An 18,140-nucleotide genomic window follows, 5' to 3' on the forward strand; every position below is an offset into this window, starting at 1 on the left:
GGAACCGTCAACCGGTCCCAGAGCACCGCCCGGGTACCAGCTGCCCGTCACGGTCCCCGGGGTGGCGCCGCCGCGGGCAGGCACGGCGGCGTCCGGAAGCAGGGACGACGACGTCGTGCTCTACAGCACCGCGGTGCGGCCGCGGCTGTGTGCCTGGGCGCGGGCGATGCGCCGGGTCGCAGGGTCGAGCACCCACAGGTACACGCCGTAGGTGCAAGCCACGAGTGCTGCAATCACGCGGGCGGCCAGGAGGTTGAGATCCAGATAAGGGAAGACGTCCAGCTGGTCCGCCACGGCATAGACGGTGAAGAACGCCGTGATAAAAAACAGGACGTCCACCTGCCAGTCGTCGCGGATGCCGGTGATCGCGAACAGCGGTATGAGCCACACCACGTACCAGGCCTGGATGATCGGGGACAGCAGCACGAAGGCCGCGAGCGCCCACGCGAGGCGCCGGAAGATCCTGGTGTCGCGGCCCACGAACATCAGCACCACAACCACCAGGGCGGCCAGTGCCGTGCCTGCGGCGTGCACGGCATCCATCCAGGCGGAGCCGTTGAGACCCCACGAGCTTCCCACGAGTTGCGCGAAGAGCCCGAGAAGGCCGATGGGTGCGTACCAGATGTACACGGTGCCGGGGGTGGACACCGCGGAGACCCAGCCGAAACCGAATCCGTTGAGCAGCCCCATGAGCCCCAGCAGGGCTAGGGAGTACGCCAGAGTGAGCGCCCAGACCACGAACCGGCGGGGCCAGGATGCGTTGCGCCCGGCCCACAGCAGGCCCACGAACGGTAGGAAGACCAGGGTGATGGGCTTGATAGCCACGGACAGCGTCACGAGCGTGGTGCCGAGAAGCCCGCCCTTCCAGTTGCGCTGCACCGCGGCGGCGTAGGTTCCGAGCAGGGCGAGAGCCAGCATGATGGCGTCGTTGTGCGCGGAGACCACGAAGTTGGTGAGGAACAGCGGGTTGGCCACCGAGAGCCACATCGCGCGGCGCGGGTTCACGCCGTGCAGCCGCGCCAGGCGAGGGATCACCCACATGCACGCGATGACCGCCAGCACGCACATGCCGCGGAACAGCAGCACGGACGCGTCCGGGTCCGTGCGAGTGACCGTAACCACGAGCTGCTCGAGCCACAGGAACACGGGCCCGTACGGGGGCGGCGACTGCGCCCAGAACTGGTCGGCGCCGAGCTGAAAGAAGTTGTCGATCGAGGAGACCCCGGACTCGTAGGGATTCAGCCCGTTGAGCATCACGCGCCCCTGGCCGATGTACGAGTACACGTCCCTGCTGAACAGGGGGATGCTCACGAGCATGGGCAGGGTCCACGCGCCGATCGCGATGAGCACCCATCGGGCGCTGGCGGGACCCCAGGGGTCGAGCTTCTGGCCGAGACGCAGCCACTGCCGCACCAGGAGCATGGCCCCGAGCGCCAGCGCGAGCACCGAAACGACGACGCCCATGGTTTCGAACCGCATCCAGATGATCAGGGGGTTGCGGCGAAGCCCCGAGACGCTCGCCAGCCACCCGACCCCCAGCGAGCCGAACGCGAGCATGAGCGATCCGAGGGTCCCCATCAGCACGGTGCGCGTGAGTGAGGACGCGCTGGTGTCCTCGGGGGCCAGGCAGCTGGGGTCTTGGTGGCCGGGGGCGGGTGCCACCGGCTGCCCGGCCTTCCTGGACGTGGTGCGCACTGCGAGGGCCTCCCGGTGGTCGTTGCGTCGGTAGCGGTCGTGGCCGCCCGCGGGCGGTGCCGGCCGCGCGAGAGTCGCGGGGGCGGCGTCGGGCCCGATCCTACCGCGCGTGCGGACGCCGCCGACCGCGCGCAGTCGGGTGCGCGGGTGGGAACCGGGCGGGAACGACGCGATAGATTGGAGGGGTGACGACTGGAAACCGGAGAATAGTGTGGATCGACTGCGAGATGACGGGGCTGTCCCTGTCCGATGACGCGTTGATCGAGGTGGCCGCGCTCGTGACCGACGACGAGCTCAACGTGCTGGGCGAGGGCGTGGATGTGGTGATCAAGCCGCCGCAGACCTCCCTGGAGCAGATGAACGACTTCGTACGGAACATGCACGCGACGTCCGGGCTGCTGCCCGAGCTCGACAGCGGCACAGACATGGCCACCGCGCAGGCAAAGGTCCTCGACTACATCCGCGAGTGGGTGCCCGAGCCCGGCAAGGCGCCCTTGGGCGGCAACTCTGTGGGCACCGACAAGACGTTCCTCTCCCGTGACATGCCCGAGCTCGTGGACCACCTGCACTACCGGATCATCGACGTCTCCACGATCAAGGAGCTCGCTCGGCGCTGGTACCCGCGGGCGTACTTCCAGGCCCCGGAGAAGACTGGCAACCACCGCGCGCTCGGGGACATCGAGGACTCCATCGACGAGCTTCGCTACTACCGCCACATCCTGTTCCCCGGTGAGCCGGGCCCCACGTCCGACGACGCCCGGCGGGTCGCCGCGCTCATCAAGGCCTCCCCCACGCGCACGGCCGAGCGCGGCTAGCGGCCGCCCCCGCGGGCGGCGGGCGCCGGATGCGCGCAGAGGGCCTCGGGTGCGCTATAGTGGTCGTCGTTGCCCGGCGGGACGGAAACGTTGCGCGGTGGCACGCATGGTGGGCGTAGCTCAGTCGGCAGAGCGCCTGGTTGTGGTCCAGGAGGTCGCGGGTTCAACCCCCGTCGCTCACCCCACGAAGAACAGAACGCGGCACCCCGTACGGGGTGCCGCGTTCTGCATGCCCGGGCCCGGGCCCGCCTCGACGGGCGCCGCGGCACAGGGCGGTGGCGCTACGGCTTGAGCACCACCTTGATGCAGCCGTCCTTCTTCTCCTGGAACATCTTGTAGGCGTCCGGCGCCTCGTCCAGGGACACATGGTGTGTGGCCAGGGACTCCAGCCCGAGGACGTCCTCGGACCGGCTCGCGATCTCCAGAAGCTCGCCCGTCCAGCGGCGCACGTGGCACTGGCCCATGCGCATAGTGATGCCCTTGTCGAACATCTCCATCATGGGCATGGGATCCGCCATGCCTCCGTACACGCCGGAAACCGACACGGTGCCCGCACGGCGCACGCTGTGGATGGCCGTGTGCAAGGCGTCCAGGCGGTCGATGCCCGCGGTCTCGATGGCCTTGCGCCCCAGGGCCTTGGGCAGTCGTGCCGCACCGGCGACGACCTTCTCGGCGATCGGGTTGCCGTGAGCCTCCATGCCCACGGCGTCGAGAACACCGTCCGGACCGCGCCCGTCGGTCATGTCCCTGAGGGTGTCCGAGACGTCGTCCACCTCGCGCAGATCCACGATCTCCGCGCCCCAGCTCTTCGCCAGAGCCAGGCGCTCGTCCACGAGGTCCACGGCGATGATGCGTTTCACGCCCTGCAGTGCGGCGGAACGCACCGCCAGCTGGCCCACGGGACCGAGGCCCAGCACCGCGAGGGTGTCCTCCTCCCCCACGTTCGCGTACTTCACGCCCTGCCACGCCGTGGGCAGGATGTCGCTGAGGTAGAGGAAGCGCTCGTCCTCGAAGTCCTGGGGCAGCTTTACAGGGCCGAAGTCCGCGTGCGGCACGCGGACCATCTCGGCCTGCCCGCCGGGCACCGAGCCGTAGAGGGAGGAGAAGCCGAACAGGGCGGCGCCGGTGCCCATCTCACGGATCTGCGTGGTCTCGCACGCTGCGAACAGCCCGCGGTCGCACATCCAGCAGTGGCCGCACGCGATCACGAACGGCACCACCACGCGGTCCCCGGGACGCAGGCTGGAGACCCCGGAACCGACCTCCTCCACGACGCCCATGAACTCGTGGCCCAGCACGTAGTCCTTCTGCAGGTACGGGGCCAGCACCCCATAGAGGTGCAGGTCCGAGCCGCAGATGGCCGTGGAGGTTACCCGCACGATCGCGTCGGTGGGGTCCTGCAGTACGGGGTCGGGAACGTTCTCAACCCGGACGTCGCCGAGTCCTTGCCATGTCAGTGCTCGCATGTGGCCAGTCAACCACCAACGCCGTGAAATGACACCACCCCTGCGGGGGCGGTTGCGGCTCCGCAGGGGTGGTACTGGTGCGCGGGTCTCAGAAGACGGGCTTACCGCCGGTCACGCCGATCACCGTGCCCGAGACGTAGGAGGCCTCCGCGGGGCTCGCGAGGAACACGAACGCCCCGGCGAGCTCGGAGGGCTGGCCCGCGCGGCCCAGCGGGGTGTCCCCGCCGAACGAGGGCATGCCCTCCCCGGCCTTGGTGGCGGGCTGCAGGGGGGTCCAGATGGGCCCGGGCGCCACCGCGTTGACGCGGATGCCCTTCTCCCCCAGCTCACTGGCCAGGTTGACCGTGAAATTGTTGATCGCGGCCTTGGTGGAGGCGTAGTCGATCAGGTTCTCGGAGGGGTCGTAGGCCTGGATGGAGCTCACGTTGATGATCGAGGAGCCCTCCTTCAGGTAGGACAGCGCCTGCTGGGAGACCCAGAACAGCGCGTAGAGGTTGGTCTTGAAGACCCGGTCCATCTCCTCCGTCTTCAGCCCCTGCAAGCCACCGTCACGCCGAGCCCACTGGAACCCGGCGTTGTTCACGAGGACGTCGAGGCCGCCCAGCTTCTCCGCCGCCTGGTCCACGACGCCGCGCGCGTGGGACTCCTCGCGCAGGTCTGCCGGGAGCAGGACGGCCTTGCGTCCGGCCTCCTCAATCCACTGCCGGGTGTCCTGTGCGTCCGACTCCTCTTCTGGGAGGTAGTTGATGGCCACGTCCGCGCCCTCGCGGGCGAACGCGATGGCCACGGCGCGGCCGATCCCGGAGTCACCGCCGGTCACGAGGGCCTTGAGACCGTCCAGTCGCCCGCGTCCCACCCAGGTCTGCTCGCCGTGGTCCGGCAGCGGGTCCATGTCCGTGGTCAGCCCCGGAGGGGTCTGCTCCTGCTCGGGGAAGCCGCCGTCCTCGCCGGCGAGCTGCTGGGCCTTCTTCTGTGCTGCGTACTCGTCTTCGCTCATGCGCCCATTGTGCCCCGGGGCGGCGAGGCTCGTCACCCACCTGCAGAGGCAGGGCGTGCGAACCCACCGTCGGCACCGCGCAGGACAGGCCACCCAGCGGGGAGGGAGTGGCTCACGCGAAGAGGATGCGCTGCTGCTGGCTCGAGGGGTCCATCCCGTGTTGCACGCCCCACAGCACGGCCTGGCTGCGGCGCTCCACGCCCATCTTGCGGTAGGCGGAGCGGATGTAGGACTTCACGGAGTTGATGCTGAGGTAGCAGTTGCGGGCGATCTCGTCATTGGTGAAGCCCTGGGTGATGAGCGCAATCACCTCGGCCTCGCGCGCTGAGAGACCGGTCCTGCGGCCGGGCCAGTCCGGCGGGGTGACGTCCTCGCGCACGGGCTCAGGCTCCACCACGCGCTCGCCCTCGTGCACGCGCACCAGGGCGTCGCCGAGGTCCTGCGCGCTGAGCTCCTTGGACAGGAACCCGTCCATGCCCATGGCCAAGGCTTCGTCCACACGCTGCGCGCTGACGTTCCAGGTGTACATGACCACCCTGCGGAAGCGGGCCTCCCCCAGCAGCCGCATCACGTCCCGTGTGCCGCGCCCGGTGGCTGCGAAGGCGTCGTAGAGCACCACGTCCACGTCCTGCTCCGGCAGCAGACCGGAGTCCAGCTCCACCACGTCGAGCCGGGGGTGGCGGCGCAGCATGTGCGCCACGCCCTCGACCACCACCGGGTAGTCGTTGATCAGGGCCAGGGAGATGTCAGGACGTTCGGAACTCACCACACGAGCATAATGGTAAGTTCACGCACTACCGCCCGAATCCCGGGCGGTCTCGCGCCAGCGTCCGCCCTCCCGCACGATGAGTCCGCGGGAGGCGAACTCCCGCAACCAGCCCTCCATGGGCTCGAAGCCCCAGGTGTCCTGGAACAGGGCCGCATTGCGGACGATGGCGGAGACGTGCTGCACGGGCGGGGACTGCGTGGGGTGGTACTGGTGGTACGCCGTGGCTCCCCCGAGCCACCACAGCGTTCCCCCGGCGACCGCCAGCCGCTGACCGAAGTCCGTGTCCTCTCCGCCGTAGCCCACGTAACGCTCGTCGAAGCCGCCGGCGAGGTCCCACGTGCTGACCGTGCACGCCAGGGACAGGGACCACAGCATGCGGGGGTCGGCCGCCTCGAGTGCCCCGGGCTCCGGCAGCACCCGCGCCGGGTGGTCTCGGCCCAGCCGCGCCACGGCCTGCGGGGTGTGCTCGGCCTCCGACATACCCTCGGGCAGGTACTGCACGCGTCCGCTCACCACGGCCGGGGCGCCGTCCAGCTCCCGGAGGGCCCTCGTGTAGTCGCGCACGACGTGCTCGTGGGGCAGGCAGTCCACGTCGAGCAGCACCACGGTGTCCGCGCCAAGCTGCGCGGCCCGTCGCACCCCGGCGTTGCGCGCCGCGGCCAGGGGCAGCTCCGCCGCGGGGGGCAGCTCCACTAACTCGCTCGGCAGGTCCGGACGAAGGGCCAGCACCTCCCGGATCCCGGGGTCCCCCATGCTCACGACCACGTGGGCCAGGGGTGTCTCGCTCTGCGCCGCGAGCCACGCGCGCTGACGCCGCAGGTGGGTGTGCCGCCCGCTCGCTATGGTGACGAGCACTGCGCTCACCGGACACCGCCGCCCAGCAGCGCCTCCATGGCGCGGGCCGCGCGGTGCGCTCCATCACCGTGGCGCCACCGTTCCCACCGCTCGACGCCGAGGGTGAGGGCCCGTGCGAACAGACCGGGCCACTCGTGCGCCTCGGGCCAGCGCGAAAGCCCCACGCAGATCCCGGCCCGGTCCAGCGCCGCCGCGGTGGCCTCCTGCTCGTTGTGCGGGCGCGGCTGTGCAACGACCACCGCGTGGGCCTGCGCCGCAGCGAGCTCGGCCACGGCGTTGTTCCCGCCGTGGGTCACCACCACGGTGGCCTCGTGCAGCTCTCGCCACAGGTCCGGTGAGGGTGTGTCCGGCGTGCGCACGGTCCAGCCCCACCCCGGGGTGGCGGCGCGCGCCGCGTCGATCTGCGCGTCCCCCACCTCGGTGCCACCGCGCCCCCACACGATCAGCACGCGGCGTCCGGGCGCGACGGCGCCTGGGCCGTCGTCGCCGCCTGCGGGAACGACGCCGCTCGAGCTGTTTTCCTGCAGCTCGGGGGCAACGCCAGCAGGGGCGGGGGCAGGCAGCTCGCGCGTGACCCCGGTGGGGCCGGTGTCATGCAGCGCGGGGGCAACCAGCCCGTCGAAACGGGAGATGGCCCCGGTGAAGGTGGTCTTGCGGGTCCACTCCTCGGGCCAGTAGGGCTCCGCCGTCTCGCGGGACCACGGCGCGATCAGGGCCGTGGCAGCGTCGTAGGCGGCGCGGTGCGTGCGGTCGGTGCGGTCCCCGCGCATCGCGAGGACCACCGTGGGCACACCCATGAGCCGGGCCAGCAGGGTCACTTCGGCTGAGGTGTCCGTGACCATGAGGTCCACGTCCGAGCGCAGCCGTTCGGCGATCAGGCCCAGGCGCTCGCGGTGACCGGGGTGGCCCAGCGGGGCCCAGTGCAGCACGCCGTGGGCGGTGGGGTCCACCGGGTGCTCGGTGGTGTCCTCCGGCAGCCGCACCCACTCACCCGGCCACCCCTCGGGGCGCTCGAGCGTGCTGAACCCGACGACGGGCACGGTGAGTTCGCGTGCGATCTGCGTGGCGCGGTTGCGGTGACCGAGACCGTGGTGGTGGACGTAGTAGCCGATCACGCGCCCACCAGCTCCCGGTAGAGATCGACGTACGCGTCCACCGTGACGTCCAGCGAGCAGTGCTCGAGCGCGTAGCGGCGCACCCGTGCACGGTCCATGGCCACGACCAGCGGCAGCATGGCCGCGGCCGCGGCCACGGTCTCCGCCTCGCTCGCCCCGGGCTGGGACGTGAGGCCCCCGGGGAAGCGGACGATCTCGCTCAGCCCGCCGCGTGCCACAGCGAGCACAGGAGTGCCGCACGCCATGGCTTCGGCGGCCACGAGACCGTACGGCTCCTCCCATGCAGGGGTCACGAGGCTCGCCGCGCTGTGGCCCGCGAGATCCCGCAGCTGCCCGGTGTCCAGGTGGCCCACGTAGGTGATCCTCTCGTTGAGCAGCGGCTTGAGCCGGGTCTCGAAGTACTGCCGGTCCGCGATCGGACCGGCGATCCGCAACCGTCTCCCGGCCCGGCTGGCGATCAGCGCCGCGATGTGAGGTGCCTTCTCCGGGACGATGCGCCCGGACCACGCGAGGGTGTCCCCGCCGGGGCCGGGGCGCCACTCGTGCGGGTCCACCCCGTTGCGGATCACACGCGCGGAGGTGATGGTGCTCCACAGCTGCGCCACGGAGTCGCTGACGGCCACGGTGTGCGCGGTGGGCGTGAGCCGCAGCGCGGGCTCCAGCCACGGCGTGGCCGGGGTGTGCAGCGTGGTCAGCAACGGCTGCTGGATGGCACCGGACATCACGATCGGCAGGAAGTGCAGCGAGTTGTTGTGCACCACGTCGATGTCCGGCCGGGACGCGAACGCCCGCATCACCTGCAGGTAGGAGAACGTCTCCCTCACCTGCGCCTCGGGCGGCATGGCGACATCGTTGCGGGCCTCGTCGCTGAGCACGAGCGGCTCCACGTCCAGCTCCTCGATCCCCAGCGAGGGGTCCGAGCCGGGCGCGGCGAAGACGACCACCTCGATCCCGCGGCGCTTCAGCCCCCGTGCCAGGTGCCACGTGAAGGACTCCAGTCCGCCCGAGAACGGCGGCGCAACGGGGAACCGGTCGTGCGCGAGCAGCGCGACCTTCATCCGGACCACCCGTCCTCGCCGGCGACCGCCACCAGCGCGCGTCGGTACACCCGCTCGTGGGCGGCGGCGGTACGACGTCGCTGCTCTGCACGCTGCTCGGCGCTCGCCTGCCACCGACCGGACCCGGGCAGACTCGCGAGCGCGGCCAGGATCTGGTCCTCCCGCGGTTCGCCGGCGTCGTCCCACTCGAACGCCAGCACCCCCGGGTGCTGGTCGTGGTAGAAGCCCACCGTGGGCGCCAGCACGCGGGTCCCGAGGTCGTGGCACAGCTCGAGCCAGCCGGAGTGCGTGCCGAAGCGGTAGGTGAGCACGGAGAGGTCGAGGCCGCGCAGGTAGTCCTCCAGCTCCGCGTCGTCGTAGATCTCGTGCACGTGCACCCGCACGTTGGGGATCTCCTCCGCGCGGGACAGAAGGTCGACGACGTCGCCGTCCCAGTGGCGCGCACCGGGCGTCACCACGTCCGTGTGGGCGTCGAGCACTAGCCGGATCTCACCGCGCGCCGCCGCGGCCACGAGCAGCCGGGCGACCGGGAGCGGATTCATGTTGGGGCGCATGCTCTTCACGTGCAGCCCCACCACGGGCACGCCCCCCACCGGCGGGTGCTCGTGCCACCGCTCCAGCGGGAGCAGGTGGGGGTGCGGGATCACCTCCGCGACGCGACCCCATCGCCGCGCGATCTCCAGGGCGGCGCCGTCGGTCAGGGTGATGAGCTCGTCGGCGGCCGGGACCAGGACGTCCAGGGCCGCGTCCTGCGTGGCAGGGTCCACCTGGTGGGGGTTGCGCAGGTCGTGGACCGTGTAGACGAACGCCTTGCCGTGCTCGTGCAGGGTGTCCACGATGAGCTGCAGGTCCTCGGGGGCGACCTGGTCGAAACCGAAGTGCAGGTGGTAGAGGTCGAACTCGTCCGCGTGCTCGCGGATCCAGGCGTCGTCGAGCATCACCAGCGGCCACCACGGGGCGCCCGGAACGGGGTACGCCGGCGCGGGGTCCGGAAGCCGGTGGACGCCCGTCTCACCGGCGGGGTCGCTCAGGTGCCGGACGTACGCGTGGCCGTGGGGCAGGGACGCGATCCTCACTCGGTGGAACCTCCTGCGCTCGGGACGGACGACGGTGGACTGCAGAACACGCTGGGGTCGGGAGCGCACCCGGTGCGGACGGCGTCGCGGCGTGCGAAGGGCTCGCGGACGACGTCGTCGCCTTCCGGGGGTGCTCCTGCCCGCGGCCTCGCCGCTGGCGGGGTTGCGGACCGACGGGAGCGCACGGCCCCCGGGCTGACGATACACAACATGCTGATGGTCACGACACGATATATTGTGCTCCGGCCGCGCGGTCACCGCGCGGACCACGCACTTCATACCCCCGGGCAGACCCCGGGGCCCCGTCCGCAAAACCCGAGGTACCCCCGCATGAGCATCCGTCCCATTGTGATCTCCGGCAATCCCGTGCTGCACCGCCCCGCCGCGCGGGTCACGGAGTTCGACGACGCCCTGCGGGATCTGATCGCGGACATGCACGAGACGATGGACGCGTCCCACGGCGTGGGGCTCGCCGCCCCGCAGATCGGAGTGAGCCTACGGATCTTCACCTACATCTTCGAGAACGAGGACGGCGTGGCACCACGGGGCACGCTCGTGAACCCCGTGCTGACCACGGGGAAGATCAGCGAGAAAGCCCCGGACCCGGACGAGGAGGCCGAAGGCTGCCTGTCCGTGCCCAGCCAGGCGTGGCCGCTCAAGCGCGCGGACTGGATCCGGATCGCGGGCCAGGACGGCAACGGGGACCCCGTGGCGTTCGAGGCCACCGGGTGGTTCGCCCGCGTGATGCAGCACGAGTACGACCACCTGGACGGCAAGCTCTATGTGGACCGGCTCAACCCCAAGTGGTCCAGGAAGGCCCGCAAGGCGATCGCCAGGGAGAAGTGGGGCACGGACTCCTCTTGGCTGCCGGGCGTGGACGAGGACCCGTTCGGCCACTGACGCGCACTGGGGCGGGCGACCGGGGCCGGGCCACGTCCGGGTCACCCCCGGATCACTGCGGGTCCAGCACCACCGTGAGCACGCCTGCCTTGCGGGCCGTCGGTTCTGTGAGCTCCACGGTCCATTGCTCGGCGAGCGCGTCCCGCACGTCTGCCACGGTGGCCGGTTCCGTCCCCGACGCCGCCGCCTCGCACAGCTGCCGCGCGACGACGCCGCGCGTGTGCTTCGCGTGGTGGGAAACCACGGAGCGGGAGCCATCCGGCTTCAACTGCTCCACCCGCACCGTGACCGTCCGCGCTGCCGGGGGCTTCCAGGCCGCCCCGTACGCCGCTGAGCGGCAGTCCACCACCACGCCGTCCGCGGCGAGCTCGTCGAGCACGGGGGTCAGCCGGGGCTTCCACCATGTGCTCAGCTTCCCGGTGGCGGGCAGCGCTGTTCCCATCGACAACCGGTAGGCGGGAATCCGGTTCGTCGGACGCACCGCTCCCCACAGCGCGGAGACCACGAGGAGCGACTCGGCAGCCACGCGCTTCGCCTCCGGGGAGAGTGAGCTCGCGTCCAGGGCGTCGTAGAGGACTCCCGTGTAGACCTCCAGGGCAGGCGCGGCCGGCGCGGTGCGCAGCCGACGGTTGCGGGCGACGTCGTCGGCCAGGGAAGGCCCGGCACCCAGCACGGCGAGCGCGTCCGGCTGCTCGCTCACTGCGGCGAGCGCATCCGCCACTTCGGACCGCGCGCCGGTGAGGGCGGGCAGGTCCAGGGATGCGAGATCCAGCGGATCGCCGCTCGCGGGGGCGGTCTTCGACTCGGAGGGCGGCAGCAGAATCAGCACCCCACGAGTGTAGGCGGCGTGGCCCCACCCTTCGTGTTGCCAGGGACCGTGCGGATCGTCCCGACAGCTCCACGACGACGGCGCGCGGCAGGCTCCCGGGACAGGTCACCCACGAGTCCCTGGAGCCGACGCGCGGCCACCACCGCAGCGGTCCGCGCGACGGATCCAGGAGCCCCCCACAGCGGACGCGCACCCACCGCGTAGAGGGCCTCGGTGACCATGGCCCCGACCTTCTTGAGGGTGCCGGGTTCGCGGCCCACCAGGATCTGAAGTCCGCCCGTAGGCGCCGTCGGCGTGGTTGCTGCCGCCGCTCCACACGGTCCGCCCGGTCTCCAGCTGGGAGGCCTGGGGGTCCTGGGGGGGGTGGGGGGATCCGATAAAACCATCATGACGCACACCACAGAGAAGTCCATGACAATGCACACATTTCTGTGGGTGTGGTGGACAGGTGGGCCTGTGAGCCGGGTTCTGTGCCGCGGCCGGTTGCCCGCACCGCGGTGGCGACCATCCATCTAGGCCGTGCGTTGCCGCACGGCTCGAGCAGCCTACCCGGACGCTCGGGCGAGCAGCCCTCGAACGCGCCCTGCATGGCCTTGCTCCGGACGGGGTTTACCGAGCCACACCGGTCACCCGGCGCGCTGGTGGTCTCTTACACCACCTTTTCACCCTGACCCGCACACGGCGGGCGGTCTGTTTTCTGTGGCACTGTCCTGCGGGTTGCCCCGAGTGGGTGTTACCCACCGTCCTGCTCTGCGGAGCCCGGACTTTCCTCGAGACGCCGTCGCGAACGACGACGCCGCGCGGTCGCCCGGCCCACCTGTCCACCCCGATCCTACCGCGAGGGACACGCGGCGCAGGCACGAGCGCGGGATGGGCGGGTCTCAGAGCAGGAGCATCGCCGCGCACTCGGGGCACTGCGGGATCGCAGACTCGGGCGTCGCCTCCAGAGCGGCGGCGTCCGCTGGGCTCAGCCGGGTGCCGCACGCCCCGCACGTCCCGTCCTCATAGCGCGCAACGGCGATCCGCCCTCCCCCGCGTGCGGTGCGGTGCTCGTCGTAGCGGGCGAGCAGGCCTGCGTCCGGGAACGCGGCGGCCATGCGTGCCCGCTCCCCCGTGAGACGCTCGTGCTCCGTCTTCAGGGCGGCCAGCTCGGCATCGCGCTCGGCCACGGCCGCGCGGGCCTCCGCGTCCGCGGCCCGCAGCAGGGGCAGCTTGCGCTCACGGTCCGCCGCCACCTCCTCGGCATGGTCCATCGCCACGAGCTGCTCCTCCTCCACCACGGCGAGCTGGGCGGTGAGGGACTCGATCTGGTGCTGAATGCCCAGGAGGTCCTTGGACGTGCCACCGGCGTTGAGCCGCTTTTCGTCCCGCTCAATCCTGGACTGGACCTCCTCCACCTTCGTCTCCGCGGCGACGATGGCGGACTCGGCCTCGGCCTTCGCCGCGTCCAGATCGCGCGACGCCGCGATCGCCTGCGCCCGGCGCCGCAGCAGCGCGGCCACCGACTCGGAATTCTGCAGCTGCCGCGCCCGGTTGACGGTGGTCAGCAGTCGGGAGTCGACGCCCTGCAGCTCAAGGAGCGCGGGAAGGGAGGTTCGAGACGGTGCCATGGCGTTCTCCTCGAGGTCAGCGGTACGGCGGTGTGGGGTGGGCGGAGCTGCGGCGGTGCGGACGATGGGAGTGGTGGCAGTTCAGTCCTGGGGCTGGGGATCGGCAGAGACCCGGAAGTCCCACGGGTCGGTGCGCAACGTGCTCACGTGGGTCTCCACATGGAAACCGCGCTCGGCGAGCAGTCGCTGCAGATCCTCCGCGGCCCACGGTAGCCACAGCGCCTCGCTGCCCCAGTGGGTGGCGTCGATCAGGGCGGGCGTGCCGTGCCCACCCGGTCCCACCGCCCGCTCCCGCGCCTCGGAAGCCGGGTGGTGGCGGAGGTCGGCGGTGACGTAGACGTCCGCCCCGTGCTCCCGCACCTCGTCGAAGAGGGAATCGCCCGAGCCCCCGCACACCGCGACCGTGCTCACGCGACGTTCCGGATCCCCGGCCACGCGCAGTCCCTGCACCCCCTGGGGAATCCGCGCGGCAAGTCGCTCGGCGAGCTCGCGCAGGGTCACGGCCCGTTCGAGGGTGCCCACCCGTCCCAGCCCCACAGCCGGGTCCGTGGCGTGCGGAACCAGCGGTGCGGCGTCGTCGGGATTCACCCCGCACGCCGCGCTCAGCGCGTCCGACACCCCGCGGCGCGCGGCGTCCGCGTTGGTGTGGCAGCTCAGCAGCGAGCAGCGGTTCTCCACCAGATCGTGGACCGCGCGGCCTTTGAAGCCGTCTGCGGACACGGAGGTGACCCCGCGCAGCAGCAGCGGATGGTGGGTGAGCAGCATGTCCGCGCCCGCGCCCACCGCCTCCCGGACGACGACGTCCACCGGATCCACGGCCAAGTGGATCCGTTTGACCACCGCCCCGGGGCGGCCCGTGACCAGACCGGAGGCGTCCCACGACTCCTGGAGCCGAAACGGCCACAGGGTGTCGGCCGCGCGGACCACGTCCTGGACCGTGGGGTAGGGCGTTCGGGACGGCTGATCAGTGCTCATGGGCCCATCCTATGAGCACGGCCACGCAGCGGCCCGGGAATCTTCCGGCGCCCGCCGCGTTGTACAGGGCATGACTGAATCAACACCGCAGACGTTCGTGCTGGCCGGTGGCTGCTTCTGGTGCCTCGACGCCGTCTACCGCAGGGTGCGCGGTGTGCTCGGGGTCCGCAGCGTCTACACCGGGGGCCACACCGAGCACCCGGACTACGAGTCCGTGTGCTCCGGGACCACCGGCCACGCCGAGGCCGTGGAGGTCACCTTCGACCCCTCCGTGGTCCCCGCGGACGTGATCCTGGACCTCTTCTTCACGGGCCACGACCCCACCACGCTGAACCGGCAGGGCTACGACGTGGGCACCCAGTACCGCTCCGCCATGTTCCCCGCCGATGACGAGCAGCGTCGCCTCTTCGAGGCCTCGATCGCCCGCGCGCAGGAGTTCTTCGACGACCCCGTGGTGACGGCCGTGGAACCCATGGGCCCAGTGCACGAGGCCGAGTACTTCCACCAGGACTTCTACGGCAACCAGCCCTTCAACGGCTACTGCCAGGTGATCATCAACCCCAAGCTCGCGAAAGTCCGCAAACATTACGCCGCGTGGCTCACGGACTGAACGAGGCCAACCCGCACCGATACGCTGGAGAAGATTCTGTGCAGGTCCTGGCCGCGCCCGTGAGCGCGCCCGGCACTGCGTGGCAACCGAACAGGAGAGATTTCCATGGGCAAGATCTACAACGACGTCACCGAGGTGGTCGGGGGCACTCCCCTGGTGCGCCTGAACCACCTGGACGAGGGCCTGCCCGGCAACGTGGCGGTCAAGCTCGAGTTCTACAACCCCGCCAACTCTGTGAAGGACCGCATCGGCAAGGCCATCGTGGATGCTGCAGAGGCCTCCGGACAGCTCAAGCCTGGCGGCACGATCGTGGAGGGCACCTCCGGCAACACCGGGATCGCCCTGGCCATGGTGGGTGCTGCCCGCGGCTACAAGGTCATCCTGACCATGCCGGAGACCATGTCCACTGAGCGCCGAGTCATGCTGCGTGCCTACGGTGCCGAGATTGTGCTGACCCCGGGTGCGGACGGCATGCGCGGGGCGGTGGACAAGGCCCAGGAGATCGTGGACACCACCGAGAACGCGGTGCTCGCGAGCCAGTTCGCCAACCCCGCGAACCCCCAGGTGCACTACGAGACCACGGGTCCGGAGGTCTGGGAGGACACGGACGGGCAGGTGGACGTCTTTGTGGCGGGCGTCGGCACCGGTGGCACCATCTCCGGCGTCGGGAAGTACCTGCGCGAGCAGAAGCCGGACGTGCGCCTCATCGCCGTGGAGCCCTCCGACTCCCCGCTGCTCACCGAGGGCAAGGCCGGGCCCCACAAGATCCAGGGCCTCGGCGCGAACTTCGTGCCGGACGTTCTGGACCGCGAGGTCTACGACGACGTCTACGACGCCACCGTGGAGGACTCCGTGAGGGTCGCACGCGACCTCGGCACCAAGGAGGGCATCCTCGGAGGCATCTCCTCCGGCGCCATCGTGTGGGCCGCCCTGCAGGAGGCTGCGAAGGAGGAGAACCGCGACAAGCTGATCGTGGCCGTGGTCTGCGACTTCGGTGAGCGCTACATCTCCACAATCCTCTACGAGGACATCCGGGGCTGATCGCCCCCACCAACGGGCGCCGCGGGTGCCCGGGGCCTGCGCCCTCACCGGCGCGCCCCGGGCACCCGTTCGTCGCTTCCGCCGCCTCCCGGCCCGGCGCCCAGCGCGCGGACGTGACCTCCTCAGCCCGCCGACCTGGGACAATGGACCGGTCTGCCGGTCCACCACCGAAGGGGAATTCCACGTGAGCTTCTGGCGCCGACTCCGCGAGGACATCGACACGGCCCGCACCCACGACCCCGCGGCGCGCTCCGCCGTGGAGATCGTGCTGAACTACTCCGGGCTGCACGCCATCTGGGCGCACCGGCTCTCCCACCGGCTGTGGCAGGACCCCGAGCGCCGGCTGCTGGCCCGCACCGTGTCCCAGTTCGCGCGCTTCGCCACCGGGGTGGAGATCCACCCGGGGGCCACGATCGGCCGCCGCTTCTTCATCGACCACGGCATGGGCGTGGTGATCGGGGAGACCGCGGAGATCGGCGAGGACGTCATGATCTACCACGGCGTCACACTGGGCGGCCGCTCGCTGGAACCGGTCAAGCGCCACCCCACCATCGGGGACCGCGTCACCATCGGCGCGGGGGCCAAGATCCTGGGTCCCCTCACCGTGGGCCACGACTCCTCCGTGGGCGCCAACGCCGTGGTGGTCAAGGACGTCCCGGAGGACTCCATCGTCACGGGCATCCCCGGCAAGGTCCGCCGCAGGACCCCGGAGAAGCAGGAGCCGCTCGTGGACCCGGCCACCTACATCGACCCCGCCATGTGGATCTGAGACCCCCACCCACGAGGCAGAGCGGGCCGGTTCCCCGAAGGGAACCGGCCCGCTCTGCTTCTGTCAGGACGTCGGTCCTGGGATCAGGAGACGACCTCGGAACGGTCCCCGCTCCACAGCACGTGGAAGCTGGACTCGGGGTCGTCGATGCGCTTGTAGGTGTGCGCGCCGAAGTAGTCGCGCAGACCCTGGGTCAGCGCGGCGTTCAGGCGCGGGCGGCGCAGACCGTCGTAGTACGCGAGCGCCGAGGAGAACACCGGGGCGGGGATGCCGCGCTCCACCGCGCGGGCCACCACGCGACGCCATGCCGGCAGGGCGTCCTCGATGGACTCCACGAACTCGGGCGCGAAGAGCAGGTTCAGCGGGGCCTTGTCGCCCTCGTAGGCCTTCATGATCACGTTGAGCAGCTCGGCGCGAATGATGCAGCCGTTGCGCCACAGGCTCGCGATCGTGGCCAGGTCCAGGGTCCAGCCGTACTCGCGCCCGGCCATGGTGAGCATGTCCAGGCCCTGCGCGTAGGCCACGAGCTTGGACGCGTAGAGCGCCTTGCGGACGTCCTCCACGAACCCGGGGTCACGCACGACGTCCTCGGTGGTCTCGCCGATGCCCGCCGGCAGCACCTCCTGGGCCTCCTTGCGCATGGCGGGCTCGGAGGAGGACAGTGCGCGGGCGAACACGGACTCGGCGATCGCCGTGACCGGCGAGCCCAGCTCGAGCGCCTCCTGCACGGTCCAGCGGCCGGTGCCCTTCTGCCCCGCGGCGTCCGCCACGATGTCGATGAACGGCTTGCCCGTCTTGGGGTCCACCTGGCGCAGCACCTGCGCGGTGATCTCGATCAGGTAGGAGGACAGCTCAGTCTTGTTCCACTCGTCGAACACGTCCGCCTGCTCGGCGGGCTCCAGACCCGCCACGGAGCGCAGCAGCTCGTGCGCCTCGCCGATGACCTGCATGTCCGCGTACTCGATGCCGTTGTGCACCATCTTCACGAAGTGACCTGCACCGTCGGTGCTGATCCACGCGCAGCACGGAGCGCCGTCCTTCGCCTTCGCGGAGATGTCCTCGAGCATGGGCCCGAGCGTCTTGTAGGACTCCTCGGAGCCGCCCGGCATGATGGACGGGCCGTTGAGCGCGCCCTCCTCGCCGCCGGAGACGCCCACGCCCACGAAGTGCAGGCCCTTCTCGGCGAGCTCACGCTCGCGGCGGCGCGTGTCCTGGAAGTAGGAGTTGCCGCCGTCGATGATGATGTCGCCCTCGTCCAGCAGCGGCGTGAGCTGCTCGATCACGGCGTCCACGGGCGCACCCGCCTTGACCATGATCATCACGCGCCGCGGCGTCGCCAGCGAGTCCACGAGCTCCTGCATGGTCTCCGTGCGGACGAAGTCCCCCTCGGAGCCGTGCTCGGCGAGCAACGCGTCCGTCTTGCCCACGGAGCGGTTGTGCAGCGCCACGGTGTAGCCGTGGTGTGCGAAGTTGCGAGCCAGGTTGGCGCCCATCACGGCCAGGCCGGTGACACCGATGTCTGCTTTCTTGTCTGCTGCCATGCGTCCTAGCCTATCCACC

Annotated in this window: 17 protein-coding genes, 1 tRNA gene and 1 other RNA gene; 6 read left to right on the forward strand and 13 right to left on the reverse strand. The window is 70.8% G+C overall.

The features are described 5' to 3' along the window. Window positions 1-120 precede the first annotated feature (120 nt). On the reverse strand, window positions 121-1,695 hold the full coding sequence (gene mptB, locus B3G12_RS03100; RefSeq protein WP_244944805.1) for a polyprenol phosphomannose-dependent alpha 1,6 mannosyltransferase MptB: 1,575 nt from the start codon (window positions 1,693-1,695) through the stop codon (window positions 121-123). Window positions 1,696-1,880: 185 nt separating this feature from the next. Between mptB and orn the strand changes: the two genes are divergently transcribed. Both orn and B3G12_RS03110 read left to right on the forward strand, forming a co-directional pair. Further along, a complete protein-coding gene (gene orn, locus B3G12_RS03105) occupies window positions 1,881-2,510 on the forward strand; it encodes an oligoribonuclease (protein WP_290499050.1) in 630 nt (209 codons plus the stop codon). Window positions 2,511-2,619: 109 nt separating this feature from the next. Next, window positions 2,620-2,695: transfer RNA gene (locus tag B3G12_RS03110), tRNA-His, on the forward strand. Between the two features lie 96 nt (window positions 2,696-2,791). On the opposite strand, the gene B3G12_RS03115 is transcribed toward B3G12_RS03110, so the two are convergent. From B3G12_RS03115 to B3G12_RS03145, 7 genes are all read right to left on the reverse strand, one after another. Then, window positions 2,792-3,976, reverse strand: coding sequence for a zinc-dependent alcohol dehydrogenase (locus B3G12_RS03115; RefSeq protein ID WP_144942806.1), 1,185 nt, complete (start codon window positions 3,974-3,976; stop codon window positions 2,792-2,794). A gap of 88 nt (window positions 3,977-4,064) precedes the next feature. Beyond that, window positions 4,065-4,973: an SDR family oxidoreductase gene (locus B3G12_RS03120; RefSeq protein WP_144942805.1), complete on the reverse strand. Its 909-nt coding sequence runs from the start codon at window positions 4,971-4,973 to the stop codon at window positions 4,065-4,067. A gap of 112 nt (window positions 4,974-5,085) precedes the next feature. Beyond that, complete coding sequence (locus tag B3G12_RS03125; RefSeq protein ID WP_144942804.1) at window positions 5,086-5,739, reverse strand: response regulator transcription factor; 654 nt, start codon at window positions 5,737-5,739, stop codon at window positions 5,086-5,088. Between the two features lie 21 nt (window positions 5,740-5,760). After that, window positions 5,761-6,606, reverse strand: coding sequence for a glycosyltransferase family 2 protein (locus tag B3G12_RS03130; RefSeq protein ID WP_290499054.1), 846 nt, complete (start codon window positions 6,604-6,606; stop codon window positions 5,761-5,763). Continuing rightward, window positions 6,603-7,712, reverse strand: a complete 1,110-nt coding sequence (locus tag B3G12_RS03135) for a glycosyltransferase (RefSeq protein ID WP_290499056.1) — start codon at window positions 7,710-7,712, stop codon at window positions 6,603-6,605. The genes B3G12_RS03130 and B3G12_RS03135 overlap by 4 nt, the downstream gene beginning before the upstream one ends. Continuing rightward, window positions 7,709-8,770, reverse strand: coding sequence for a glycosyltransferase (locus B3G12_RS03140; RefSeq protein ID WP_290499059.1), 1,062 nt, complete (start codon window positions 8,768-8,770; stop codon window positions 7,709-7,711). Before B3G12_RS03140 ends, B3G12_RS03135 begins: the two co-directional genes overlap by 4 nt. Further along, window positions 8,767-9,846 carry a glycosyltransferase family 1 protein gene (locus B3G12_RS03145; RefSeq protein ID WP_290499061.1) on the reverse strand — a complete coding sequence of 360 codons (1,080 nt, stop codon included), beginning with the start codon at window positions 9,844-9,846 and terminating at the stop codon, window positions 8,767-8,769. The genes B3G12_RS03140 and B3G12_RS03145 overlap by 4 nt, the downstream gene beginning before the upstream one ends. Before the next feature lie 330 nt (window positions 9,847-10,176). Here B3G12_RS03145 and def point away from each other — a divergent pair, with 330 nt between their 5' ends. Then, window positions 10,177-10,746: a peptide deformylase gene (gene def / locus B3G12_RS03150; RefSeq protein ID WP_290499062.1), complete on the forward strand. Its 570-nt coding sequence runs from the start codon at window positions 10,177-10,179 to the stop codon at window positions 10,744-10,746. A 52-nt stretch (window positions 10,747-10,798) separates the two neighbouring features. On the opposite strand, the gene B3G12_RS03155 is transcribed toward def, so the two are convergent. The 4 genes from B3G12_RS03155 to B3G12_RS03170 form a co-directional block, all read right to left on the reverse strand. Next, window positions 10,799-11,575, reverse strand: a complete 777-nt coding sequence (locus tag B3G12_RS03155; RefSeq protein WP_144942798.1) for a YaaA family protein — start codon at window positions 11,573-11,575, stop codon at window positions 10,799-10,801. Window positions 11,576-12,016: 441 nt separating this feature from the next. Next, an RNA gene (gene rnpB, locus B3G12_RS03160) (RNase P RNA component class A) lies at window positions 12,017-12,395 on the reverse strand. A 61-nt stretch (window positions 12,396-12,456) separates the two neighbouring features. Continuing rightward, window positions 12,457-13,185, reverse strand: a complete 729-nt coding sequence (locus B3G12_RS03165; protein ID WP_290499064.1) for a zinc ribbon domain-containing protein — start codon at window positions 13,183-13,185, stop codon at window positions 12,457-12,459. Between the two features lie 81 nt (window positions 13,186-13,266). Then, complete coding sequence (locus tag B3G12_RS03170; protein ID WP_290499066.1) at window positions 13,267-14,160, reverse strand: Nif3-like dinuclear metal center hexameric protein; 894 nt, start codon at window positions 14,158-14,160, stop codon at window positions 13,267-13,269. A 70-nt stretch (window positions 14,161-14,230) separates the two neighbouring features. Here B3G12_RS03170 and msrA point away from each other — a divergent pair, with 70 nt between their 5' ends. The 3 genes from msrA to epsC all read left to right on the forward strand — a co-directional run bounded on the left by msrA (window position 14,231) and on the right by epsC (window position 16,580). Beyond that, window positions 14,231-14,770 carry a peptide-methionine (S)-S-oxide reductase MsrA gene (gene msrA / locus B3G12_RS03175; RefSeq protein ID WP_290499068.1) on the forward strand — a complete coding sequence of 180 codons (540 nt, stop codon included), beginning with the start codon at window positions 14,231-14,233 and terminating at the stop codon, window positions 14,768-14,770. 105 nt (window positions 14,771-14,875) lie between these two features. Further along, window positions 14,876-15,811 (forward strand): cysteine synthase A, encoded by a 936-nt coding sequence (gene cysK / locus B3G12_RS03180; RefSeq protein WP_290499070.1) that lies wholly within the window; start codon window positions 14,876-14,878, stop codon window positions 15,809-15,811. Window positions 15,812-15,995: 184 nt separating this feature from the next. Then, window positions 15,996-16,580: a serine O-acetyltransferase EpsC gene (gene epsC, locus B3G12_RS03185; RefSeq protein ID WP_055085744.1), complete on the forward strand. Its 585-nt coding sequence runs from the start codon at window positions 15,996-15,998 to the stop codon at window positions 16,578-16,580. 83 nt (window positions 16,581-16,663) lie between these two features. Here epsC and gndA read toward each other — a convergent pair whose 3' ends face one another. Further along, on the reverse strand, window positions 16,664-18,121 hold the full coding sequence (gndA, locus tag B3G12_RS03190) for an NADP-dependent phosphogluconate dehydrogenase (protein ID WP_290499073.1): 1,458 nt from the start codon (window positions 18,119-18,121) through the stop codon (window positions 16,664-16,666). Between the last annotated feature and the right edge of the window lie 19 nt (window positions 18,122-18,140).

It is taken from the genome of Kocuria sp. UBA5001 (assembly GCF_002398425.1).
GTDB lineage: Bacteria > Actinomycetota > Actinomycetes > Actinomycetales > Micrococcaceae > Kocuria > Kocuria salsicia.